Consider the following 22,824-nt stretch of genomic DNA (forward strand, 5'->3'; position numbering starts at 1 on the left):
TGCCCGCAGTTGGTGCAGGTCCACTCGCCCTTGACGATCTTGTACGTGTGCCCCTTGGTGCTGTTCGGGCACGAGCTTTCCGGTGTCAGTCGCATGACGTCCCCTTGCCGAGTTCCCCCGGCGAGTATGGGCTGGCCAGGGCGTCCGCTGTCCAGACCGGCCAGCCTGATTCCACCGGACGTGCGTTGCGGCCTGGCTTTTTTCAGCGCCAGTCCACCGCGATCCCGGCCAGTCCCGGCCCCGCGTCGGCGAAGAACGCGCTCACCCTGGCATCCGCGCACACCAGCTCCTCCGACTCCGCAGGCACCGCGTCCTCCCTGGCCAGCACCCGGCGCACGCACCGGGCGGGCAGCGCCTTGCGGTGGAAGCTCAGCTGCAGCAGGTACGCGCCGCAGTGCGTGCGCAGCATCCGGTGGTAGCCGGGCGACTCGGCCCCGGTCCCGTCCAGCACCGAGTACTCGAAGACGTGCGTCTCGCCCTCGGCCAGCCGCCGGTCGAACAGCAGCTCGATGGCCAGCGCGCCCGGACCGCCGTCCCGCCAGCGGACCCGGCCGATCCGGCAGCCCTCCTCGGCCCGCACGGTCACCTGCGTCATGTCCGCGCCGTCATCGCCGTGATATACCGCCAGATACCGGTACGGCCCCGGCTGCACCGCCCTGACCACCAGTTTCGACCGCACGGCGCGCTGCACCCGGTCCTGGCCGAAGGCCACCACCTCGTGCACCATCCGGACCCGCATCGCGGTGTTGCACCGGTGCACCTCCGGCGCGGCGTCCAGCTCCTCCAACAGGTCCGCGGTGATCTTGCCGACCTCCACCAGATCGGCGAAGGAGGTCAGCTTCTCCCGGTCCGCGCCCGGTGGCCGGTGCTGCGGGCCGAGCAGCACCACCAGTGAGTCCGAGGGCAGCCGGAGCACCGTCTCCAGCGCGCGCACCGTGGGCAGCGAGCCGGGCACCTCGGGGTGGCGCAGGCCGCGCTGCCAGTAGCTCAGGGTGGACTGGCCGGTGCTGATGCCCAGGCGGCGCAGGTGCGCGGTGAGCCGGGCCAGGGACAGGCCGCGGCAGCTGATGGACTCCCGCAGGGCGCGGTGGAACGGGCCGTAGCGCAGCGCGTCGGCGAGACCCTCTGGGACGTCGGAGACCATGCCACTCACCTTCCGCCCGCGATTTTCACGCCCTGTGAACGGGCTGTGAACGTTCACGGTAACCACTCGACCGAGTGTGATCCAACCGCCAACAAGGCAGGTCAGGCCAGCAGTTCCCTCGTTCGCGCTACATCGTCCACCCCGGAACGGTCCTGCCCGGTCGGCCAGACCAACCTCCGTCGGTTGTCGCCCAACCGTTTGCGCCGGACTCTTCCGCAACCACCGCCCGAGCTGCCCGCGCCAACCCTGCGGCGTGCGGTCACCGGGTGGACCGGCGAGAGGAGAAGACCACCGTGTCACGGAGGTCCGAACTGCGCAGAGCCGTGGCCGGCATGGCCGCGGTGCTGGCCAGCTGGCTGCTCGTCCCCGTCCCAGGAGCGTTCGCCGCTCCGGCCACCATCGAACAGGCAGCACACACCCAGAGCGCCGCGGCCCTGCCTGCCGCAGACACACGCACCGCAGCGGCTCTGCCGGCGGCGTATCGAGTCAACATCACCATGCAGGCCCAGGAGAAGACCAACTGGTGCTGGGCCGCCGCGGGCAACACCATCGCGGCCTGGCACGGCGTCAGCGTCAGCCAGAACCACTTCTGCGCGCTGGCCAAGAACCGCGCCACCAGCTCCGCCTGCCCCAACGACCAGGCCCACCTCGGCGAGGCGCAGAACGCGCTGCGCAAGCTGAACTTCACCAACCCCGGCCAGTACCTGAGCAACACGCTCAGCTACGCCACCATCCAGCAGCAGACCGCGGCCGACCAGCCCGTCGAGACCCGGATCGGCTGGCAGTCCGGCGGTGGCCACATGCACGTGCTCTACGGCTACGACACCACCAAGAGCTGGGTCTACTGGGGCGACCCGTGGCAGTCCAGCAGCCGCTACAACTGGGCCACCTACAACTACTACCGCAACAACTCGAGCTTCACCTGGACGCACACGCTGACCGGGATCAGGAGGTGAGCGCGATGCGCGGGATCACCAGGACGCTCGTGACCGCGGCACTGGGCGCCGGCCTGCTGCTGGCCAACGGCTGGGGCGCCAGCGCGGCGCCGGCGGCGAACGAGCCCTCGGCCCAGGACCTGGCCGCGGCGGCCCAGGTCGCGGCGGACCCGGCCAACCGGGCCACCCTCGGCAAGTTCTTCCAGGCCGATCCCTCGGGCTCCTCCACCGGTGGGCTGTCCTCCACCGGCGGCGCGCCCGGCCTGGACGCCGAGATCGCGGTCGCCCCGCAGCCGGTGCCGGTCTACCAGCTGGCCAAGGACTTCGTCGCGGGCAAGAGCGCCGCGCCGGGCTCGCTGGCCTACGTCGCGGTGCCCGCCACCGGCGCGGGTGGCGCGAGCGCGACGTTGTGGACGGTGCGCGACGAGCGCGGCGCCTGGCAGGTCGGCAACATCGCCTCCGGTGACCGCGAGCGCCAGCTCGCCGCCAAGCTGCCACCGGGCGCGTACCTGTTGCAGGAACCGCAGATCAACGCCTGGTACGCGGTGCACGGCGACACCGTCCGCCGCCTCGACGGCGACGGCGCGACCGTCTCCGTCGCCGACTACCAGCGCGCCGTCGCCACCAAGTACGGCGACAAGCAGGCCGGCTCGAACTACGCCCAGCGCGGCAACGCCGGTGGTTACGGCTACGCCGCCCCTGCGGACGAGGGCAGCTCCCTGCCGCTGGTCCTCGTCCTGCTGGGCTCCCTGCTGGTGATCGGGTTCGGCTCGGTGTTCCTGCGCCGCAGCGCGTAGGAGCACCGGAGCCCCGTGGGGCGGGCGTTGCCCGGAAGCCCCCGCCCCACGGGACTCACTCCTTCGTCGGGTTAGATGACGACGTGGGTCGACTGGTGGTCATCGAGGGTCTGGACGGCGCGGGCAAGCGAACGCTCGCCGACGCGCTCACCGCGGAACTGCGCCAGCGCGGCAAGACCGTCGCCCGGCGCGCTTTCCCCCGCTACGGCGAGGACGTGCACGCCGACCTGGTCCGCGACGCCCTGCAGGGGCGGCTCGGGGACACCGTGGATTCGGTCTACGCGATGGCTGTGCTGTACGCGCTGGACCGGCGGGGTGCCGCTGACTCGCTGCGGGCTGATCTGGCCACGCATGACGTGGTGCTGCTGGATCGGTACGTCGCTTCCAACGCGGCTTACTGTGCTGCTCGGCTGCACCAGGACGCGCATGGCGAGTTCGTTGGCTGGGCTTATGACCTGGAGATCCGGCGGTTCGGGGTGCCGGTGCCGGATCTGCACCTGTTGTTGCAGGTGCCGGTTGAGGTGGCGGCCGCGCGGGCGGTGCAGCGGGAGGCGGTTGAGGCGGACCGGGCTCGCGACTCGTATGAGACGGATGCGGGGTTGCAGGCTCGGTGCGCGAAGGTTTACCAGCAGCTGGCGGCTGAGCACTGGCTTGCCGACTGGCACGTGGTTGATGGGGTGGGGTCGATGGACATCGCGGAGCTGGGTGCTCGCGTGCTGTAGCTGGACTGTCACATTGGCGCGCTCCGCGCGCGGGATTTTTTCGCTCCTTATGTCGTGCGTTCGTGACCCCGGCACACGCGAAGCAAGCTTCGGAGTGCCGGGGTCACGAACGCACGACGCGAAAAAATCAAGCCCGTCGCTGGTCAAAGGGCCCGGCGTGTCGCTGGCGCGCCACGCCTCCCAACGCGGCAAGTTGTCGCTGGCGATCTTTCGCGAGCCGTGCCCCGGTGCTGCTCCGCGCGGCCCTGGCCCGGTCCCGTTCAGCCCTGGCCCTGCCCTCGCCCCTCGCTCCCGCTAGAGCGCGCCTACCAGGTCGCCACCCCATCGGGTGATTTCCTGGTCCAGGTCCAGGGGGAGGGTTTTGGGGTGGGCTCGCATGTCCTCGGTGACCTTGGCCAGGGGGACCAGCCAGGAGACCTCGAACTCCAGGCCGTCCGGGTCCTTGGCGTAGAGGGCCTTGGTGGTGATGTGGTCCGAGGCGCCGACCAGGGCTCCTGCCGCGCGCAGGCGCTCCGCGTAGTCGGCCAGTTCGGTCAGCGTGTTCACCGACCAGGCCAGGTGGTAGAGGCCCACGCTGGTGCGGCCCGCGGTGGACGGGCCGGCGTGGTCGCCGATCTGGAACAGGCCCAGGTCGTGGTCGTTGTCCGACTCGGGTGCCTGCAGGAAGGCCGCGCCAGGGAGCTGGTGCACCACTCGGAAACCGAGTACGTCCTGGTAGAAGGCCTGGCTGCGGGTCACGTCGCGGACGTAGAGGACTGCATGGTTGAGACGCCGGATGGCCATCAGAGTTCCCTCCACTGGTAGTTCAATCTTCAACTTACTCCCTGAAGGGTTGACAAAGTTGACTCGATTGGTCGCAAATCGGTAACGCGGGGCAATGGGCGAGCGCTGTAGGCGGTGAGCGGCAATGGTGCCGTGCCCGTCGGGCGGGAGGTCGTGATGGACAGGCACACGCGAATAACTCTGGGTAACCGTCCGATCGGGCAGTCGATCGGCCTGTCAGGGGGTCGATCGATAACGAACGGGTCTGCAAACGGCGGCAATGGTCAACGGGTGGTTCGCACCCGGGTAGCGGGCAGTGGAAACATGTGGCCAATGAAGGCGCGCGTACTCGTGGTGGATGACGACCCTGCGCTGGCGGAGATGTTGACCATCGTGCTCCGCGGGGAAGGCTTCGACACCGCCGTCGTCGGGGACGGGACGCGGGCACTGCCCGCACTCCGCGAGCTCAAACCGGACCTTGTCCTGCTGGACCTGATGCTGCCAGGAATGAACGGCATCGATGTCTGCAAGGCCATCAGGTCCGAGTCGGGCATCCCCATCGTCATGCTCACAGCCAAGAGCGACACCGTGGACATCGTGCTCGGCCTGGAGTCCGGGGCCGACGACTACGTGGTGAAGCCGTTCAAGCCGAAGGAGCTGGTCGCCCGGATCCGGGCCAGGCTTCGCAGGACCGAGGCCGAGCCGGCCGAGGTGCTCTCCATCGGCGATCTGACCATCGACGTGCCAGGCCACGAGGTCACCAGGGAGGGGAAGGCCATCCAGCTGACCCCGCTGGAGTTCGACCTGTTGGTCGCGCTGGCCCGCAAGCCGCGCCAGGTGTTCACCCGCGAGGTGCTCCTGGAACAGGTGTGGGGTTATCGGCACGCGGCGGACACCAGGCTGGTGAACGTGCACGTCCAGCGACTGCGCTCGAAGGTGGAGAAGGACCCGGAACGCCCGGAGGTCGTGCTGACCGTCCGCGGCGTGGGGTACAAGGCCGGTCCGCCGTGAGGCGTGCCGCCGTGACCGTCCTGTGTGGACGGTCGTGACGGTCCTCCAACGTCGGTTCCCGACCCTGGTCCGCAGGTGCAAGCGCCTGGCGTACCAGGGTCGGCGACGCTGGCTGGCCTTCGCCGCGCTGTGGCGACGTTCGCTGCAGCTGCGGGTCGTGGTGAGTACCCTCGCGCTGTCCTCCGCCGTGGTGTTCGTGCTGGGCATCGTGCTCCAGACCCAGGTCACCGACCGGCTGATGAACGCCAAGGAGAGCGCGGCGATCGCGCAGGCCTTCCGCAGCGCCGAGGTGGTGCAGCGGGAGCTGCTGGCGGTCGACCCGGCCAACACCGAGCTGCTCGGGCAGCGGCTGGCCAGCGCGCTGACCAAGCTGACCAGCCCCTCGCTGGAACGCGACGTGGCCAACCCGGCCGCCGGCGCGTTCGAGCCGGTGCTGGTCGACGGCGCCGGACCGGTCGCGCCGGGCGCCAGGCCCGCCTACGCCGGGCAGATCAACGACGTGCCCACCCAGCTGCGCAACGACGTCCAGCAGGACCGCAAGGCCACCCAGATCACCACGGTGGCCAGGGACTCCGGCCGGGTCACCCTGCTCGTGGTCGGCCTGCCGGTGGCCAGCGCGGGCCGCGCGCTCCAGCTCTACCTGCTCTTCCCGCTCACCGCCGAGCAGCGCACCGTCGCGGTGGTGCAGTCCACCCTGGGCATCGGCGGCCTGGTGCTGCTGTTCCTGCTGGCCGGCATCACCAACCTGGTGACCAGGCAGGTGGTCCGCCCGGTGCGGCAGGCCGCCGAGGTCGCCGAGCGCTTCGCCGACGGCAAGCTGGACGAGCGCATGCACGCCATCGGCGAGGACGACGTGGCCAGGCTGGCCGACTCCTTCAACGAGATGGCCGCCAGCCTGCAACGCCAGATCCAGCAGCTGGAGGAGTTCGGCCAGCTCCAGCGCCGGTTCACCTCCGACGTCTCGCACGAGCTGCGCACCCCGCTGACCACGGTCCGGATGGCCGCCGACGTGCTGCACGCCTCCCGCGAGCAGTTCCCGCAGGGCCTGGCCCGCTCCACCGAGCTGCTGGTCGCCGAACTGGACCGGTTCGAGGCGCTGCTGGCCGACCTGCTGGAGATCAGCCGACTGGACGCCGGGGTCGCCGACCTGTCCGTGGACGCCATGGACGTGCGCAGCATCGTGCAGCGCGCGGTCGACTCGGTCCGGGTGATCTCCGGCAAGGCCGGCGTGCCGGTCGAGCTGTACCTGCCTGCCGAGGAGGTCACCGCCGAGGTGGACGCGCGCAGGCTGGAACGCATCCTGCGCAACCTGCTGGCCAACGCGATCGACCACGGCGAGGGCCGCCCGGTCCAGCTGCAGCTGGCCGCGGACCGGAACGCGATCGCCTTCACCGTGCGGGACTTCGGGGTCGGCCTGCGGCCGGGCGAGGCCGAGTTGGTGTTCACCCGCTTCTGGCGCGCCGACCCCTCGCGGGACCGGCAGACCGGCGGAACCGGACTCGGGTTGTCGATCAGCATCGAGGACGCGCACCTGCACGGTGGCAGACTGGAGGCGTGGGGTGAGCTGGGCGAGGGCGCCTGCTTCCGGCTGACGCTGCCCCGCAGGCAGGACATCGAGCTGCACAGCGGCAGCCCGCTGCCACTGCCCCCGCCGCTGCCCGGCGGCGGCCGTCCGCGGGCGGTCGCGGTGGCCTTGGGCCCCGGAGGAGACGAGGACCAGCGCGAATGACCCGGCGACTGCTGGCGCTGTGCGCCATCGGCGGCGTGCTGCTGAGCACCGGCTGCGCCGCCATCCCCGAGTACACCGCGCCCAAACCGATCAGCACCGCCTCCGGGGACACCACCCGCACCTCCGCGCCGGCCGGCCCGCAGGGCGGGGAGGACCCGGCCAACCTGGTCCGCAACTTCATCGGCGCCTCCGGCAAGCCGGAGGGCAGCAGGGCCGAGGCCAGGCAGTACCTGGTGCCGCCGCTGGACAAGTCCTGGGACGCCAACCGGCAGCTGACCGTCATCGAGGACAACTTCAACACCCAGGTGACCACCGACGGCGGGGTCGGCGACACCCAGACGGTGACCGTGCGCGGCCGCCGGATCGGTCAGCTCGGCACGGACAACGCCTTCGTGCCCGGCCAGGAGCCACTGGACCTCGAACTGCCGGTGAAGGTGGCCAAGCAGAAGGACGGGCAGTGGCGGATCCAGGAGCCGCCGGCGGAGATCCTGGTCGCCCGCACCGACATGGACGCCAACTACAAGCAGGTCCGGCTGGCCTTCTTCGACCCCAGCGGCACCTCGATCGTCCGGGACGCCCGCTACCTGCCGCTGCGCCCGAACAACACCCTGCCGCAGCGCACCATGGAACTGCTGATCGGCGGGCCCTCGGCGGCGCTGCGCAACGCCGTGCGCAGCGCGCTGCCCGGCGGGGTGAACCTGGACACCAACGTCACCGAGGACAACCACGGCGCGATGTCGGTCAACCTGACCGGGCTCAACGAGGTGTCCAAGGAGGACCGGCAGCTGGTCGCCGCGCAGGTGGTGCTGTCCCTGCAGTCGGTGTCCAACAACCGGATCAAGCTGCAGAGCGACGGCGTGTCCATGATCCCGGACAAGCAGGAGTGGCGCCCTGGCGACGTGTCCAAGTACGAGCACAACTTCACGCTGAGCCCGGAGACCAACTACCTGGCCGTGGTCAACGGCGCGGTCCGGTACCTGCCCGGCGGCGAGCCGTTCCCCGGCCCGGCGGGCAGCGGCGAGCTGTCCGTGGTGACCGCGGCCCAGTCGCCCAAGGGGGACCGGCTGGCCGTGGTGGCCCGCTCCGGCGACAACGTGGCGCTGCGGGTGGGCGCGCCGACCGCGCTGCGCCAGGTGAGCCTGCCGGCCGGCGAGCTGACCAGGCCGACCTGGCGGCCGGAGGGCCCTGAGCTGTGGACGGTGGCCGACCACAGCACGGTCATGCGGGTGGTGGAGTCCGGCGGGGTGTGGAAGCCGCAGCGGGTCAGCGCGGACGAGCTGACCAAGCTGGGGCCGGTCACCGACCTGCGGCTGTCCAGGGACGGCATCCGGATCGCGGCGGTGGTGGACGGCAGGCTGCTGGTCGGCTCGGTGGTCAAGGAGGGCGAGACCACCGCGATCCGTGCGGTCCGCCAGGTGGCCGCCGGGGCGCTGCCCAACGTGGTCGGCGTGGACTGGTGGCAGGCCGACCAGATGGTGGTGGCCACCGGCGGGACCTCCGGTCAGGTGCTGCGGGTGCAGGCCGACGGGCAGTCCTGGGAACGGTTCCAGTCCACCAACCTCTCACCCGGGTTCACCGCGATCACCGCCGCGCCCGGCCGCAACATCGTGGTCGCGGACCGGCGCGGGCTGTGGCAGTCCCAGGGGCCGGATGAGCTGTGGAGCCAGGTCTCGCCGAGCCTGCCCTTCGACGTGGTCCCGTTCTACCCCGGCTGACCTGCAGTTTGGGGACAACTCGCGCCCTGTGGACAGCGCGCCCCACGGAGCCGTGATCTGGCGCAGGCTGAACGGGTGCTCACCGCCCTGCTCGACCTCCTGCTGCCCCGCGTGTGCGCGGGCTGCCGCCGCACCGGCACGCCGTGGTGCCTGCCCTGCCGGGCCCGCTTCGCCGGGCTGTACCGGGTGCGGCTCGGCCTGCCCCGGCTGCCGCCCGTGCACGTGGTGGCGGAATATTCCGGCCCGGCCAGGGCCACCGTGCTGGCCTACAAGGAACGCCGCAGACGCGACCTGGCCGCCGGACTGGGGGCCGCGCTGGCCGCCGCGGTGCCCCGGCTGCCCCGCGGCAGCCCGGATTCCGGCGGCCACTGGTGGCTGGTGCCCGCACCCTCCAGGAGGGCCGCGGCCAGGGCAAGGGGTGGCTCGCACATGCTCAGGCTCACCGCGAGCATCGCCGCACACCTCGAACGAGCGAGCGCACTCCCCATCCTGGGGCTCGACAGGACGGCCACAGACTCTGTTGGGCTCAGGCCGGATGAGCGGTTGGCCAACCTGCGGAACCGGGTACACCTGAGCGGGCGATGGTCCCCGCCGCCAGGCACGCCGGTGCTGCTCGTTGACGACGTTGTCACCACCGGCGCGACCGCGGCCGTCTGCACCGGGGTGCTGCGCGCCGCGGGGTTGCGGGTGACCGGGCTGCTCGCCCTGACCGGACCGCCCGGTCGCCTTGAACCAGAGCTGGACCCCAAGAAAACACTGAGAAAAACCAGCAGGTCGGAGGGTCGCGGAACCTATGGACGGGCTGAGCCGTTTGCCGGGTATGAGCCCGAGGAACCCCCCGTTCGGAGCACTGGGACTTCAGACAACGGTCTGCAATCCCATCCCCCGATCGAGTGATGGTGAGGAGGGTTTGACGATCACCTGGGTGATCTTCGAGCACCACCGCTGGCCAGCTCTGGCCCCTGTTTGGTCGCGCACAGTCACGGCGTGCGGGGGATTGACGTCCTCCGTACAGGGGGCTGTTGCCTTCGGGGAACCAGGGCTAACGTGCTCCGCTATCAGCGACTCCGGGCTTGGGGAGGAGGCGAACAGCCCATGGACCTGGCGCCGGCAGGGAGCTGACAACCTCCGTCAGTTATCGGCGCCGCAATGACCGCTTTTCTGGCAACACCGCGCGACGCAAGGGAGGTCGTGTATGGACATCGTCGTCAAGGGCCGTAACGTCGAGGTGCCTGATCACTACCGGGAGCACGTGACCGACAAGCTCTCCCGGCTCGGACGTTACGACAGGAAAGTTATCAGCTTCGACGTCGAGCTCTTCCACGAGCCCAACCGCAGGCAGATGAAGAACTGCCAGCGGGTAGAGATTACCGGTAAGGGTCGAGGCCCTGTCATCCGGGCCGAAGCATGCGCGGGCGACTTCTACGCCGCCCTCGACGCCGCCGTCAGCAAGCTGGAAGGCAGGCTCCGCAAAGCCCACGACCGCCGCCGTGTGCACCACGGCAGGCACGCCCCGAAGTCCGTGGCCGAGGCGACCGCGGCCACTGCCGCCACCCTCGTGCACGAGATCGACCATTCCGCCGGAAACGGCCAGGCGCAGCGGTCCAGGACCGCGCTGCTGGAGGCCACCGACCTCCCCTCCGGCGACGCCCAGGTGCCTGAGCAGCGCTGGGACAGCGACCAGTACGAGGAGTACCTGCCCGGACGCGTGGTCAGGGAAAAGGAGCACCCGGCCAAGCCCATGACCGTCGACCAGGCCCTCTACGAGATGGAACTGGTCGGACACGACTTCTACCTGTTCGCCTGCGCCGACAGCGGACGACCGAGCGTCGTCTACCGCCGTCGCGGCTTCGACTACGGCGTCATCCGCCTCGCCTGACCTCCCTCCCCGATCCCGCTAGCCATCCGATGGCCCCCGTTCGGCTGAACGCCGCACGGGGGCCGTCCGTTGTCTACCGACGGGCGGAGGTCGTCGAACACCGTATTGCCGCACTCTGGGCAGGCTGCCGGGTTTCTGGTTTTCTGGAGTTCATGGCAGCCGGTGTTGGCTGGTTGCCTACGATGACGTCAAGGCGTCCTGTCCAGGGGCGCATCCGATCAGCTAGTGAGGTCGACCTCGGATGGTCCTGTCCCGACTGCTCCGCGCCGGCGAAGGCAAGACGCTCAAGCGGCTCCGCTCGATCGCGACGCACATCGACTCCCTGGAGGACGATGTCGTCGACCTGTCCGATGCCGAGCTGCGGGGGAAGACCGAGGAGTTCAAAAAACGCCACGCCGACGGCGAGTCCCTGGACGAGCTGCTCCCGGAGGCCTTCGCGGTCGCCCGGGAAGCAGCCAAGCGGGTGCTCGGCCAACGGCACTACACCGTCCAGCTCATGGGCGGCGCGGCGCTGCACCTCGGCCAGATCTCGGAGATGAAGACCGGTGAGGGCAAGACCCTGACCTGTGTGCCACCCGCCTATCTCAACGCCATCGCGGGCAAGGGCGTGCACGTGGTCACGGTCAACGACTACCTGGCCAAGCGCGACGCGGAGTGGATGGGCCGCGTGCACCGCTTCCTCGGCCTGGAGGTCGGCGCGATCCTGTCCTCGATGACCCCGGACCAGCGCCGGACCGCCTACCACGCGGACATCACCTACGGCACGAACAACGAGTTCGGCTTCGACTACCTGCGCGACAACATGGCCTGGAGCCTGGAGGAGTGCGTCCAGCGCGGCCACAACTACGCCATCGTCGACGAGGTGGACTCCATCCTGGTCGACGAGGCCAGGACGCCGCTGATCATCTCCGGCCCGGCTGACCAGTCCTCGCGCTGGTACCAGGAGTTCGCCCGGATCATCCCGCTGATGAAGAAGGACGTGCACTACGAGGTCGACGAGCGCAAGCGCACCGTCGGCGTCTCGGAGGAGGGCGTCACCTTCGTCGAGGACCAGCTGGGCATCGAGAACCTGTACGAGGCGGCCAACACCCCGCTGGTGGGCTACCTCAACAACGCGATCAAGGCCAAGGAACTCTTCCTGCGCGACAAGGACTACATCGTCCGCGACGGCGAGGTCCTGATCGTGGACGAGTTCACCGGCCGCGTGCTGGCCGGTCGCCGCTACAACGAGGGCATGCACCAGGCCATCGAGGCCAAGGAGAAGGTGGAGATCAAGGCCGAGAACCAGACCCTGGCCACGATCACCCTGCAGAACTACTTCCGCCTCTACGACAAGCTCTCCGGCATGACCGGCACCGCCCAGACCGAGGCGGCCGAGCTGCACCAGATCTACAAGCTCGGCGTGGTGCCCATCCCGACCAACCGGCCGATGCAGCGCAAGGACCAGGGCGACCTGATCTACAAGACCGAGGCGGCCAAGTTCGAGGCGGTCGCCGAGGACATCGCCGAGCGGCACGAGAAGGGCCAGCCGGTGCTGGTCGGCACCACCTCGGTGGAGCGCTCGGAGTACCTGTCCAAGCTGCTGGTGAAGAAGGGCATCCCGCACGAGGTGCTCAACGCCAAGCACCACGAGCGGGAGGCGGCGATCATCGCCCTCGCCGGGCACAAGGGCGCGGTCACGGTGGCCACCAACATGGCCGGTCGAGGCACCGACATCATGCTCGGTGGCAACCCCGAGTTCATGGCCGACATGGAGCTGCGCGCCCGCGGCCTGGACCCCGTGACCACGCCGGAGGAGTACGACAAGCTCTACCCGCAGGCGGTCGAGGAGGCCAAGGAGGCCGTCAAGGCCGAGGCCGAGGAGGTCCGCGACGTGGGCGGGCTGTACGTGCTGGGCACCGAGCGGCACGAGTCCCGGCGCATCGACAACCAGCTGCGCGGCCGCTCCGGCCGTCAGGGCGACCCCGGCGAGTCCCGGTTCTACCTGTCGCTGGGCGATGAGCTGATGCGGCGGTTCAACGCCAGCATGGTCGAGATGGTGATGACCAGGCTGAAGGTGCCGGAGGACGTGCCGATCGAGGCGAAGATGGTCAGCAAGGCCATCCAGAGCGCGCAGACCCAGGTCGAGCAGCAGAACTTCGAGATCCGCAAGAACGTCCTCAAGTACGACGAGGTCATGAACAAGCAGCGCACGGTGATCTACGCCGAGCGCCGCCGGGTGCTGGAGGGCGAGGACCTCCAGGAGCAGATCACCAACATGATCACCGACACGGCGACCGCCTACGTCGAGGGCGCCACCTCCGGCGGCTACTCCGAGGACTGGGACCTCGAGCAGCTGTGGACGGCGCTGAAGACGCTGTACCCGATCTCGCTGGACTGGAAGCAGATCCTCGAGGAGGAAGAGGACCTCGACAAGGAGAAGCTGACCCAGCTGGTCGTCGACGACATCCTCAAGGCCTACCGCGAGCGCGAGGCCGACATCGACAGCCGGGTCGGCGAGGGCGCGATGCGCGAGCTGGAGCGCCGGGTGCTGCTGTCGGTGCTGGACCGCAAGTGGCGCGAGCACCTCTACGAGATGGACTACCTCAAGGAGGGCATCGGCCTGCGTGCGATGGCCCAGCGCGACCCGCTGATCGAGTACCAGCGCGAGGGCTTCGACATGTTCAACGCGATGCTGGACGCGTTGAAGGAGGAGTCGGTCGGCTTCCTGTTCAACCTGCAGGTCGAGGCGGTGGAGCCGGAGGAGGCTCCCGAGCAGCCGGAGCCCGAGATCGACAACGGCCCGCCGACCACCATCCTGCCGGTCATCCAGCCGATGGAGGCGCCGGCCGGTCCCGCGATGAGCCAGCTCGACGCGGGCAATCAGATCCCGCCCGCGCTGCGCGGCAAGGGACTCGGCGGCCCCGGCCAGCAGCACCTGACCTACTCCGGCCCGGCCGAGGACGGCGGCGTGGAGTCCCACGGCGACGCCGAGGACGACGACCAGGGCGGCACCCGGCGCGAGCGCCGCGCCGCCGCCCGCGCCGCCAACAAGAAGCGCCGCCGGTAACGCCCGGCCGACGCCGGCAGGCCGCGACCGCGGCCGACCGGCCCGGCAGGCGCTGACCCGAACCGCACGCGGCACCCGGTCCCCACCAGGACCGGGTGCCGCGTTCGTCTTCCTCACAACAACGCCAGCGCGGTGGCCAGCCACTCCTCCCCGCGCCGCTCCAGCCGCCCCGCGATCGCCCGCACCCGCCCGCCGCCGGCCGCCGTCCCGTTGGCCTCGATCACCTGCCACACCGGTGAGCTCACGTGCACCGTCCGCAGCCGGTAGCTCACCGGGCCCCGGTGCGGCCGGGCCAGGAACGCCTCGAACACCCGCCGGTTCACCATCGGCCGCAGCTGCCACAGCGGCCGGTGCCCGCCCAGCACCTCCAGCGCCACCACGAACAACCGCCACACCATCTCCCGCCGGGGATCCGGCGGCGGAGGCGCGGGCCGCCACAGGTCGAGGGCCAGCTGGCTCGCGTCGTGGAAGCGGGGCGCCGGGATCACCCGGTCCAGCCGGTGCAGCCGGGGCCGCGGCAGTTGCTCGCATCGCATGCCGAACAGAGCGGACCCGGCGACCCGGGATACCGGGAGCACCCGGCAAGGTGATTTAGGGTGACCGGCGTGGACCTTGTCGCACTGCTCGTCGATTACGGCGGCGTGCTCACCGACTGGGGCGACGACCCCGCCGCCGCCGAACCCCCGCTCTTCGGCGTGCTGCGCAGGGCGAAGGCGGCCGGGCTGCGGACCGCCTTGCTGTCCAACGCCGAGGGGCCGGGGCCGGATCCGGACAGCCCGTTCGGCGCGCTGTTCGACACCATGGTGCTCTCCGGCGAGGTGGGCATCGCCAAACCGGACGAGCGGGTCTACCGGCTGACCGCGGACCGGCTGGGGCTCGCGCCCGGTCAGTGCGTGTTCGTGGACGACCTGCGGGTCAACGTGCGCGCGGCCGCGGCCACCGGCATGGTCGGCGTGCACCACACCACCGTGGCCAGCACCGTGGCGGAGCTGGAGACCCTGTTCGAGCGGAAGCTAGGCGGGTAGGCGACCGAGAGCCGCCTTGGCCGCGTCGATGAGCTTCTGGTCCTCGGCGATGACCGTCTTCAGCCTGATCTCCACCAGGTACTTCTCGGTGGCCACGTAGATCGTGCCGCCGTCGGGGATCTGCGCAGCCGGGTGGTAGACCGCGGACAGGCCGACGCCCTCCAGCTTGCGGCTGATCAGCACGTTCTGGTTGATCCGGTTGATCAGGTCGGGGGTGCTGGGACCGGCCGAGCCGTAGATGTTGATCCAGCCGCTGTACCGGTCGCCGTCGGCGGCGTCGTAGTAGCAGCTGCGCGCCGGGCCCTGGCCCTCCAGCTCGACCACGGCGTTGCGGCCGGTCCGGGTGGGCTTGTCGATCATGGTGGTGAACTCGTCCGCGGTGAGCAGGCACTCGTCCGCGACCACCCCGGTCACCAGCGGCACCGAGCCCAGCGTCTGCGGCGACACCGAGCCCGCCGGCGCCCGCTCGGTGGGGGTGCCGGTGCGGTTGGTGGGGGAGAGCGCGATGTTGTCCGGCAGCTCCGCGGTGCCGGGGATGACGTTCATGCAGCCCGCCAGCACCGCACCGGCCACGGCCAGCGGGACCAGGGCGGTCAGCAGTTCACGGCTCGCACGCACGGGCCCCACGGTAGGCCAGGCTCAGTGAGATCCCCGTCTGACCAACTCGAAGCAGAGCACGGCCGCGGCGGTGGCCACGTTCAGCGACTCCACCCCGCCTGCCATCGGGATCGACACCCAGCCGTGCACCTGCCGGGAGACCTCCGGCGACAGGCCCGCGGTCTCCCCGCCCATGACGAAGGCGACCCGGCGCGGGAAGTTCGCGGTGAACAGGGTGTCCTTGGCCCCGGCGTCCATGCCGAACAACCGGTACCCGGCCGCGCGCAGCTCACCCGCGGCCTCGCCGGCGGTGGCCGTCTTGAGGATCGGCGCGTGGAAGGCCACCCCGGCGGATGCCTTCACCACCAGCGGGTCGATGCTGGCCACGCCCCGGCGCGGCACCACGATGCCGCCGATCCCGGCCGCGGTGGCCGCGCGCAGGATCATGCCCACGTTGGCCGGGGTGGTGACGCCGTCGAGCAGCAGCACCGAGTCGGGCAGCCGGCCGGCCGAGAGCGCGGCGCTGAGCGGGCGCATCCGGGTGGCGACCACATCGGCCAGCACGCCCTGGTCCTGTTTGCCGTTGCCCGCCAGCACCTTCACCCGCTGCGCGGTGGCCCGCTGCACCGGCACCCCGCGCCGGGCGGCCGCGGCCAGGATCTCCTGGGCGGCCGGACCGCGGGCGTTGTCGGCGAGCATGACCTTGTCGACCTCGAGCCGGTCGTCGGCCAGCGCCTCCAGCACGGGCTTGCGGCCGTAGACGGTGACGAACCGATCTTTCGGGGACACAGCAGGTTGCACGAAGGCACAGGTTACGCGTTCAGCAGATGTGATCACCGGTCCGCTCCCGCCCCTGGGTGTGCCAGGATCGCTGACATGCCCGACCGGTTGTCTGCCCTGGACGCGTCCTTCCTCTACCTGGAGGACTCGACGACGCCCATGCACGTGGGCGGGGTGGCCGTCTTCCGCAGGCCGCGTTCGGGCTTCGACTACGACCGGCTGGTCGGCCTGATCGAGCAGCGGCTCGGCCTGGTGCCGCGCTACCGGCAGCGGGTCACCCAGGTGCCGGGCAGGCTGGCCCGGCCGGTGTGGACCGACGACCCCGACTTCGACATCACCTACCACGTGCGCCGCTCCGCCCTGCCCAAGCCGGGCAGCGAGCACCAGCTGCACGAGCTGGTCGCCAGGCTGATGTCCCGGCCGCTGGACCACACCCGCCCGCTGTGGGAGGTCTACCTGGTCGAGGGCCTGGCCAGGAACCGGGCCGCGGTGATCACCAAGACGCACCAGGCGATGGTGGACGGCGCGGGCGCGATCGACCTGACCCAGGTGATCCTGGACGTCTCGCCCTCGCCCCGCAAAGCCGACGCGGAGCTGTGGATGCCGCAGCCCGAGCCGAGCACCGCGCAGCTGGTGCTGGACGCGATGGCCGAGATAGTGCAGCGACCGGGCGAGCTGGTGGAGAACATGCGGGCGGCCGCGCTGGACGCCGCGGCCACCGTGCGCAAGGTGGGCGACGCGGTCGGCGGCCTGGCCTCCGCGCTGGGCACCGCCTACCGCCCGGCCCCCGGCAGCCCGCTGAACTCCCGGATCGGCACCCAGCGCCGGTACGCGGTGGCCCGCACCCGGCTGGAGGACTACCGCGCGGTGCGCCGCCGCCACGGCGGCACGGTCAACGACGTGATCCTCACCGTGCTGACCGGCGCGCTGCGCACCTGGCTGCTCTCCAGGGGCGAGGCGGTCACCTCCTCCACCACCATCCGCGCCATGGTGCCGCTCTCGATCAGGGAGACCGAGCCCGGCGACGGCGTGGCGGGCAACAAGGTGTCCTCGTACCTGCTGGACCTGCCGGTGGGCGAGCCGAACGCGGTGGTCCGGCTGCACCACGTCAGCCACGCCATGCGCGCGCACCAGGAGTCCGGCCAGTCGGTGGCCGCGGACGCGCTGGTCCGGCTCTCCGGGTTCGCTCCGCCCACCCTGCACGCGCTGGGCGCCCGCGCGGCCAGCTCCTTCTCCCGGCGGATCTTCAACCTGGTGGTGACCAACGTGCCGGGGCCGCAGGTCCCGCTGTATGCCGCGGGAGCGAGGATGATGGAGATGTTCCCGGTCGTCCCGTTGGCGATGAACCAGGCACTGTCCATCGGGGTCACCTCCTACGACGGCGGTGTCTACTTCGGACTCAACGCCGACCGGGACGCCATGTCGGATGTGGACGTGCTCGCGAGCATGGTCGAGGAGTCCTTGGAGGAACTTGTGGGAGCGGTCTCGGCATGAGGGTCTACATCCCGGCGACGGTGCCGATGTTGCGCAAGCTGGTGGAGCAGGGCGAGATCTCCGCGATCGGCCAGACGGCCTTCGCGCTCACCCCGATGCTGCGGGAGTCCTACGCGGCAGGCGACACCGAGGAGCTGGAGTACGCGGCGATGACCGAGGCCGGGCGCGCCTCGCTCAGACTGCTCGCCGCCGAGCTGGAGAACGGGGACAAGCCGCCGCTGCGCCGCGCGGTGATCTCCGCCGACGTGGAGGGCGTCACGCTGCGGCCCGACCTGGACTACGCGGTGGTGAAGCTGCCCGGCGTGGTGCCGCTGTCGGCGGTGGCCGCGGTGCACGTGGACGGGTCCGACGCCGAGGACGCGGTCCGGGACGCCTCGGGCGTGGTGGACGCGGCCGACATGGGCGATCCGGACGCGGAGTTCCTGCTCGGTGAGGCCGAGGACCACGAGCTCCAGTGGTACGCCACCCAGGAGCTGCCCTTTCTGCTGGAACTGATGTAACTGAAACGGGCTACCGGGCGTTCAATCTCACGCCCTGGTGGGCGGTTACCTGCCGGTACGGATGTAAGGATGGGCCGTACCGACCCGTCCCATGTCTGCGCAAGGAGGCGCCACACCATGGACGCCATCACGTCCGTCCCGGCCCCGGTGAACGAGCCCGTTCGCGGCTACGCGCCCGGCTCTCCCGAGCGTGCCTCGCTCCAGCGGCGGATCGCCGAGCTGGAGGCCGAGCAGCTCGAACTGACCATGACCATCGGTGGTCAGCAGCGGATGGCCGGTGGCGAGCAGGTCAAGGTGGTGCAGCCGCACGACCACCAGCACGTGCTGGGCGTCACCGCGCAGGCCACCAAGGACGACGTGGCCGCCGCGGTGCGCGCGGCCAAGGAGGCCGCCCCGGCGTGGCGCGACCTGCCCTTCGACGAGCGGGCCGCGGTGCTGCTGCGCGCCGCCGACCTGCTCGCGGGCCCGTGGCGGGACACCATCAACGCGGCCACCATCCTCGGCCAGTCCAAGTCGGCCCAGCAAGCCGAGATCGACGCCGCCTGCGAGTTCATCGACTTCCTGCGCTTCAACGTGCAGTTCGGCCGCCAGCTGATCGCCGAGCAGCCGATCTCCGCGCCGGGCATGTGGAACCGGTTCGACCACCGCCCGCTGGACGGCTTCACCGTCGCGATCACCCCGTTCAACTTCACCGCCATCGCCGGCAACCTGCCGCTGTCCCCGGCGCTGATGGGCAACACCGTGGTGTGGAAGCCCTCGCCGACCCAGCAGCTGGCCGCGCACCACACCATGCGGCTGCTGGAGGCGGCCGGCCTGCCCGCCGGCGTGATCAACCTGGTCACCGGGGACGGGCACGCGGTGAGCGAGGTCGCGCTGACCGACCCCGAGTTCGCCGGGCTGCACTTCACCGGCTCCACCGCGACCTTCAAGGCGCTGTGGCAGAACATCGCGGGCAACCTGGACAACTACCGCAGCTACCCGCGCCTGGTCGGCGAGACCGGCGGCAAGGACTTCATCGTCGCGCACCCCTCGGCCGATCCGACCGCGGTGGCCGTCGGCGTGGTCCGCGGCGCGTTCGAGTACCAGGGCCAGAAGTGCTCCGCGGCCAGCCGCGCCTACCTGCCGCGTTCGCTGTGGGAGGGCGGCCTGCGCGAGCAGATCGCCGACCTGACCAAGCAGATCACCTACGGCGACGTCACCGACTTCAGCTTCTTCGGCGGCGCGGTGATCGACGCGCGGGCCTTCGCCAAGCACAAGGACGCGCTGGCCAAGGCCGCCGCCGACCCGACCATCGAGGTGCTGGCCGGCGGCACCTGCGATGACTCGGTCGGCTACTTCGTGCAGCCCACCGTGCTGGTCGGCACCGACCCGATGAACGAGGTGTTCACCACCGAGTACTTCGGGCCGATCATCGCGGTGCACGTCTACGAGGACGCCGACTACGCCAAGGTGCTGGAGCTGGCCGACAACTCCACCCCGTACGCGCTCACCGGCGCCGTCTTCGCCACCGACCGCACCGCGATCGAGCAGGCGCACCGGGCGCTGCGCTTCGCGGCCGGCAACTTCTACGTCAACGACAAGCCCACCGGCGCGGTCGTCGGCCAGCAGCCCTTCGGCGGCAGCCGCGGCTCCGGCACCAACGACAAGGCCGGTTCGGTGCTGAACCTGCTGCGCTGGACCAGCCCGCGCTCGATCAAGGAGACCTTCGTGCCGCCGACGGCGACCGGGTACCCGCACATGGGCTGAGCCCCCGCAACGACGAACGGCCCGCCGCGATCGAATCGCGGCGGGCCGTTTCGCTGGTCAGCTGGGCTGGCCGATCTGAGCGGCAGGCGGCGCGGTGATCTCCACCGGCTTGCCCCAGTCCTGGAACTTGGCGTCCACGGTGGTGGTGAACTCGACCTTGCCGATCTCGGTGGCCCGCCAGCGCAGCGGCAGGTTGCCCGCGTCCAGCCACACCTCGTGCTTCATCGCGTTCCGGTTGAGCTTGACCTTCGACTCGTAGTTCGCCTTGACAAGTTTGTCGGTCGTGGCTGCCGCGAGCTTGGCGTAGTCGACGGTGATCGTGTAGCGGATCGCGGCCACGCCGTCGACCTGCTCGGCGACCGGGGCGTCGAGCTGCCCGGCTGCACCGAAGTGCGCGATGCCCCGGCTCGGATCGCTACCTTCGGTGAAGCGCGCCACGAACGGCGTCATGACCTTCGAGAAGACGTCATCGCCGTCAGCCTTGATCCGCCGCCACGGCTTGCCGGGGGTCTCCTGCTCCTGATCGGCGCTCTTCAGGAACGACTCCGTGGGCAGCTGAAGGACCGTCGTGGCAGCACCCGCGGGGTCCTCGGCGACTATCAGGGAGGAGACCCGGCCACCGTCCTCGAAGCGGAGCTGGCTCTTCGACGTGAGCGCTTCCGCGGGCTTGCGCGAGTCAGTGGCGGCGGAGCTGAGGTGGACCGTCTTCTTCGCCAGCATGGCCGCGTTGACCGCGGTGGCGAGCTCGGCCGGGCTGGCCAGCTTGGCCGCCGATGCCGCGGCCGACGTGGGCGCGGGGGACTGGGCGGCGGGCGAGCCCCCGGAGCAGGCGGCCAGCGTGGTCAGGGTGAGGGCGCTCGCGGCTGCCGCGAGCAGGGTGGTGCGCATGGGGTGTCCTTCGGTGGTTTTTGGGACCGGGTCAGCGGATCTGGTGCGCGGGCGGGGCCGCGATCTCCACCGGCTTGCCCCAGTCCTGGTACTGGATGTCCGTGGTGGCCGGCATGCCGCCCTCGCGGGTCTGCTGCACCCACCAGCGCACCGGCAGGTGGTCGGCGTCCAGCCAGACCTCGTGCTGGGCGGTGCGCCAGCCCTTGTCGGCCCGGTCGGTCAGCCGGGCCTTGGCGGCCCGGTCGGTGGTCGACTCGGCGGCCCGGCGCAGGTCGACGGTGAAGGTGTACTTGACCGTGCGCCTGCGGTTCAGCTCGTCGTCAGCGGCGCTGTCCAGCTTGCCGACCTGGCCCAGCAGGTCGAGCTGCCTGCTCGGCTCGGTCAGCCAGGACATGCCGTGCTTCAGCGGCTCGGCGGTGTAGGCCAGCTCGGGGTCGTCGTCGCCGCGGACCTGGAGCCAGGGCTGGGCCTGGTTGTTCTCGGCGCTCTCCTTGGACCAGACGAACGTGCCCTCCGGCACGGTGACCAGGGTGAACGGCCAGGCGGTCGCCTCGGCGGCGAGATAGGAGTCGGCCTGCCCGCCGGGCGCCAGCCGGAGCCGGCCCTGGGCCCGCACGCTGAACTTGGCGCTGTCCGGGTCGATGAACACGCCGTGGTGCGCTGCCGTCTTCTTGGCCAGCATCGCGTCGTTGACCTTGGCCGCGAACTCCGCGACAGTGCCGATCTTGGGCAGTCCGGCCGGCGCGGGCGGGGCGCTCGTGCAGCCGGTCAGCAGAAGTGCGCCCGCGACGGCGAGCAGCAGTGGACGCATCGGTGTTCCCCCCAGAAGATGTGCCGGGCGCGCAGTACGACGCCACGACGTCCCCCCTGGTCGTCGCAGGCGCCGTACCGCTGCCCTCCCCCCAGCAGCCGGCCGGTTGCGGCCGGCGAGCCTGCTGGTGTTCCCCCCTGGAGAAGAACCTAAAGAAACCCACTGACGCCTCGCTGTCGCCGAGCTAGCCGCCGCGTTAGCCGGTCGGTTAGCTCAGGTCAGTCGGCCAGTTCGTCCTTGCCCGCGCGGGAGACCAGCAGCCTGCGCAGCGAGACGATCCGGTCCGCGGTCGGCCCGCCGTGGGCGAGCAGGGTCTCCAGCGCGCAGTCCGGGTCGGCAGGCGGGCCGAGGTGGCCGCAGTTGACCGGGCACTCCTCGGCCGTCGCGGCCAGGTCGTCGAAGTGCTTGACCAGGTCGTCCGGCTTGACGTGGGCCAGGCCGAAGGAGCGGATGCCGGGGGTGTCGATCACCCAGCCGCCCACCTCCGGCGGCAGCGGCAGGGCCAGCGTGGAGGTCGAGGTGTGCCTGCCCTTGCCGACCCCGCTGACCTCGCCGGTGGCCCGGTCCACGCCCGGCAGCAGCTTGTTGACCAGGGTGGACTTGCCCACGCCCGAGTGGCCGACCAGCGCGGAGACCTGTCCGGCCAGCAGCGCGCGCAGCTCGGCAGGCTCCTCGTCGAAGCGGGTGACCACCACCCGCAGGTCCAGCCCGGAGTAGGCGGCGAGCAGGGCTTCCGCCCCGGCCAGGTCGGCCTTGGTCAGGCACAGCACCGGGTCCAGCTTGCCCGCGTAGGCCGCGACCAGGCAGCGGTCGATGAAGCCGGGGCGCGGCGGCGGGTCGGCCAGCGCGACCACGATCACCAGCTGGCTGGCGTTGGCCACCACCACCCGCTCGGTGTCGTCGGTGTCGTCGGCGGTGCGGCGCAGCACGCTGCTGCGCTCGCTCACCCTGACGATCCTGGCCAGCGTGTCGGTCTGGCCGGAGGTGTCGCCGACCAGGTCCACCTGGTCACCGACCACGATCGGCGTGCGGCCCAGCTCGCGGGCGCGCATCGCGGTCACCTTGCGGCTGGGATCGCCGCCGACCGCGCAGGTCCACCGGCCGCGGTCCACGGTGATCACCATGGCCTGCTCGGCGTCGGCGTGCTTGGGCCGCTGCTTGCTGCGCGGCCGGGTGCCCTTGCCAGGGCGCACCCGCACATCGGACTCGTCCAGGTTGCGCCAGCCCTGCTTCACCGTGC

21 protein-coding genes are annotated in these 22,824 nt (G+C 70.8%); 13 read left to right on the forward strand and 8 right to left on the reverse strand.

From position 1 onward, the window contains the following. Positions 1-202: 202 nt before the first annotated feature. The gene (locus N8J89_RS04855) at positions 203-1,144 is read right to left on the reverse strand and encodes a helix-turn-helix domain-containing protein (protein WP_283663151.1); all 942 of its coding nucleotides are present in this window, start codon (positions 1,142-1,144) and stop codon (positions 203-205) included. A gap of 293 nt (positions 1,145-1,437) precedes the next feature. Here N8J89_RS04855 and N8J89_RS04860 point away from each other — a divergent pair, with 293 nt between their 5' ends. The 3 genes from N8J89_RS04860 to N8J89_RS04870 all read left to right on the forward strand — a co-directional run bounded on the left by N8J89_RS04860 (position 1,438) and on the right by N8J89_RS04870 (position 3,598). Continuing rightward, on the forward strand, positions 1,438-2,100 hold the full coding sequence (locus N8J89_RS04860; protein ID WP_283663152.1) for a papain-like cysteine protease family protein: 663 nt from the start codon (positions 1,438-1,440) through the stop codon (positions 2,098-2,100). Positions 2,101-2,105: 5 nt separating this feature from the next. Further along, on the forward strand, positions 2,106-2,876 hold the full coding sequence (locus N8J89_RS04865; RefSeq protein ID WP_283663153.1) for a hypothetical protein: 771 nt from the start codon (positions 2,106-2,108) through the stop codon (positions 2,874-2,876). Positions 2,877-2,959: 83 nt separating this feature from the next. Beyond that, entirely contained in the window at positions 2,960-3,598 is a 639-nt protein-coding gene (locus N8J89_RS04870; protein WP_283663154.1) for a dTMP kinase, read from the forward strand. Between the two features lie 294 nt (positions 3,599-3,892). On the opposite strand, the gene N8J89_RS04875 is transcribed toward N8J89_RS04870, so the two are convergent. After that, on the reverse strand, positions 3,893-4,381 hold the full coding sequence (locus N8J89_RS04875; protein WP_283663155.1) for a VOC family protein: 489 nt from the start codon (positions 4,379-4,381) through the stop codon (positions 3,893-3,895). A 312-nt stretch (positions 4,382-4,693) separates the two neighbouring features. Between N8J89_RS04875 and mtrA the strand changes: the two genes are divergently transcribed. The 6 genes from mtrA (at position 4,694) to secA (ending at position 13,743) form a co-directional block, all read left to right on the forward strand. Further along, positions 4,694-5,371 carry an MtrAB system response regulator MtrA gene (mtrA, locus tag N8J89_RS04880; RefSeq protein WP_283663156.1) on the forward strand — a complete coding sequence of 226 codons (678 nt, stop codon included), beginning with the start codon at positions 4,694-4,696 and terminating at the stop codon, positions 5,369-5,371. A 34-nt stretch (positions 5,372-5,405) separates the two neighbouring features. After that, entirely contained in the window at positions 5,406-7,100 is a 1,695-nt protein-coding gene (mtrB, locus tag N8J89_RS04885) for an MtrAB system histidine kinase MtrB (protein ID WP_502868419.1), read from the forward strand. Then, a complete protein-coding gene (locus N8J89_RS04890) occupies positions 7,097-8,815 on the forward strand; it encodes an LpqB family beta-propeller domain-containing protein (protein ID WP_283663157.1) in 1,719 nt (572 codons plus the stop codon). Before mtrB ends, N8J89_RS04890 begins: the two co-directional genes overlap by 4 nt. A 75-nt stretch (positions 8,816-8,890) precedes the next feature. Beyond that, positions 8,891-9,712 (forward strand): ComF family protein, encoded by an 822-nt coding sequence (locus N8J89_RS04895; protein ID WP_283663158.1) that lies wholly within the window; start codon positions 8,891-8,893, stop codon positions 9,710-9,712. A gap of 298 nt (positions 9,713-10,010) precedes the next feature. Then, complete coding sequence (gene hpf / locus N8J89_RS04900; protein ID WP_283663159.1) at positions 10,011-10,694, forward strand: ribosome hibernation-promoting factor, HPF/YfiA family; 684 nt, start codon at positions 10,011-10,013, stop codon at positions 10,692-10,694. Positions 10,695-10,935: 241 nt separating this feature from the next. Further along, positions 10,936-13,743 (forward strand): preprotein translocase subunit SecA, encoded by a 2,808-nt coding sequence (gene secA, locus N8J89_RS04905; RefSeq protein WP_283663160.1) that lies wholly within the window; start codon positions 10,936-10,938, stop codon positions 13,741-13,743. Between the two features lie 113 nt (positions 13,744-13,856). Here the strand turns inward: secA and N8J89_RS04910 are convergent, their stop codons facing one another. After that, positions 13,857-14,279, reverse strand: a complete 423-nt coding sequence (locus N8J89_RS04910; RefSeq protein WP_283663161.1) for an Rv3235 family protein — start codon at positions 14,277-14,279, stop codon at positions 13,857-13,859. Between the two features lie 69 nt (positions 14,280-14,348). Between N8J89_RS04910 and N8J89_RS04915 the strand changes: the two genes are divergently transcribed. Further along, positions 14,349-14,768, forward strand: a complete 420-nt coding sequence (locus N8J89_RS04915; RefSeq protein ID WP_283663162.1) for an HAD-IA family hydrolase — start codon at positions 14,349-14,351, stop codon at positions 14,766-14,768. Here N8J89_RS04915 and N8J89_RS04920 read toward each other — a convergent pair. Together N8J89_RS04920 and N8J89_RS04925 are read right to left on the reverse strand one after the other, a co-directional pair. Continuing rightward, positions 14,757-15,386 (reverse strand): hypothetical protein, encoded by a 630-nt coding sequence (locus tag N8J89_RS04920; protein WP_283663163.1) that lies wholly within the window; start codon positions 15,384-15,386, stop codon positions 14,757-14,759. The two genes, N8J89_RS04915 and N8J89_RS04920, sit on opposite strands and share 12 nt — an antisense overlap. Positions 15,387-15,407: 21 nt before the next feature. Next, positions 15,408-16,166: a TrmH family RNA methyltransferase gene (locus N8J89_RS04925; protein WP_252484254.1), complete on the reverse strand. Its 759-nt coding sequence runs from the start codon at positions 16,164-16,166 to the stop codon at positions 15,408-15,410. A 75-nt stretch (positions 16,167-16,241) separates the two neighbouring features. On the opposite strand from N8J89_RS04925, the gene N8J89_RS04930 reads away from it, so the two are divergent. The 3 genes from N8J89_RS04930 to pruA all read left to right on the forward strand — a co-directional run bounded on the left by N8J89_RS04930 (position 16,242) and on the right by pruA (position 19,885). Continuing rightward, positions 16,242-17,639: a WS/DGAT/MGAT family O-acyltransferase gene (locus N8J89_RS04930; RefSeq protein WP_283663164.1), complete on the forward strand. Its 1,398-nt coding sequence runs from the start codon at positions 16,242-16,244 to the stop codon at positions 17,637-17,639. Continuing rightward, positions 17,636-18,139, forward strand: a complete 504-nt coding sequence (locus N8J89_RS04935; protein WP_283663165.1) for a DUF6912 family protein — start codon at positions 17,636-17,638, stop codon at positions 18,137-18,139. The genes N8J89_RS04930 and N8J89_RS04935 overlap by 4 nt, the downstream gene beginning before the upstream one ends. 117 nt (positions 18,140-18,256) lie before the next feature. Next, positions 18,257-19,885: an L-glutamate gamma-semialdehyde dehydrogenase gene (gene pruA / locus N8J89_RS04940; RefSeq protein WP_283663166.1), complete on the forward strand. Its 1,629-nt coding sequence runs from the start codon at positions 18,257-18,259 to the stop codon at positions 19,883-19,885. Positions 19,886-19,942: 57 nt separating this feature from the next. On the opposite strand, the gene N8J89_RS04945 is transcribed toward pruA, so the two are convergent. The 3 genes from N8J89_RS04945 to rsgA form a co-directional block, all read right to left on the reverse strand. Continuing rightward, positions 19,943-20,773, reverse strand: coding sequence for an SCO4651 family lipoprotein (locus N8J89_RS04945; RefSeq protein ID WP_283663167.1), 831 nt, complete (start codon positions 20,771-20,773; stop codon positions 19,943-19,945). 31 nt (positions 20,774-20,804) lie between these two features. Next, a complete protein-coding gene (locus N8J89_RS04950) occupies positions 20,805-21,584 on the reverse strand; it encodes an SCO4651 family lipoprotein (protein ID WP_283663168.1) in 780 nt (259 codons plus the stop codon). A gap of 218 nt (positions 21,585-21,802) precedes the next feature. After that, on the reverse strand, positions 21,803-22,819 hold the full coding sequence (rsgA, locus tag N8J89_RS04955; protein ID WP_283663169.1) for a ribosome small subunit-dependent GTPase A: 1,017 nt from the start codon (positions 22,817-22,819) through the stop codon (positions 21,803-21,805). Positions 22,820-22,824 lie beyond the last annotated feature (5 nt).

It is taken from the genome of Crossiella sp. CA-258035, from assembly GCF_030064675.1.
Lineage (GTDB): Bacteria > Actinomycetota > Actinomycetes > Mycobacteriales > Pseudonocardiaceae > Crossiella.

Coding starts and splice junctions, on each gene's coding strand:
- N8J89_RS04855 (WP_283663151.1), bottom strand. CDS start 1,144: ATGGTCTCCGACGTCCCAGAGGGTCTCGCCGACGCGCTGCGCTACGGC.
- N8J89_RS04865 (WP_283663153.1), top strand. CDS start 2,106: ATGCGCGGGATCACCAGGACGCTCGTGACCGCGGCACTGGGCGCCGGC.
- N8J89_RS04875 (WP_283663155.1), bottom strand. CDS start 4,381: ATGGCCATCCGGCGTCTCAACCATGCAGTCCTCTACGTCCGCGACGTG.
- mtrA (WP_283663156.1), top strand. CDS start 4,694: ATGAAGGCGCGCGTACTCGTGGTGGATGACGACCCTGCGCTGGCGGAG.
- N8J89_RS04890 (WP_283663157.1), top strand. CDS start 7,097: ATGACCCGGCGACTGCTGGCGCTGTGCGCCATCGGCGGCGTGCTGCTG.
- hpf (WP_283663159.1), top strand. CDS start 10,011: ATGGACATCGTCGTCAAGGGCCGTAACGTCGAGGTGCCTGATCACTAC.
- secA (WP_283663160.1), top strand. CDS start 10,936: ATGGTCCTGTCCCGACTGCTCCGCGCCGGCGAAGGCAAGACGCTCAAG.
- N8J89_RS04910 (WP_283663161.1), bottom strand. CDS start 14,279: ATGCGATGCGAGCAACTGCCGCGGCCCCGGCTGCACCGGCTGGACCGG.
- N8J89_RS04930 (WP_283663164.1), top strand. CDS start 16,242: ATGCCCGACCGGTTGTCTGCCCTGGACGCGTCCTTCCTCTACCTGGAG.
- N8J89_RS04935 (WP_283663165.1), top strand. CDS start 17,636: ATGAGGGTCTACATCCCGGCGACGGTGCCGATGTTGCGCAAGCTGGTG.
- pruA (WP_283663166.1), top strand. CDS start 18,257: ATGGACGCCATCACGTCCGTCCCGGCCCCGGTGAACGAGCCCGTTCGC.
- N8J89_RS04945 (WP_283663167.1), bottom strand. CDS start 20,773: ATGCGCACCACCCTGCTCGCGGCAGCCGCGAGCGCCCTCACCCTGACC.
- N8J89_RS04950 (WP_283663168.1), bottom strand. CDS start 21,584: ATGCGTCCACTGCTGCTCGCCGTCGCGGGCGCACTTCTGCTGACCGGC.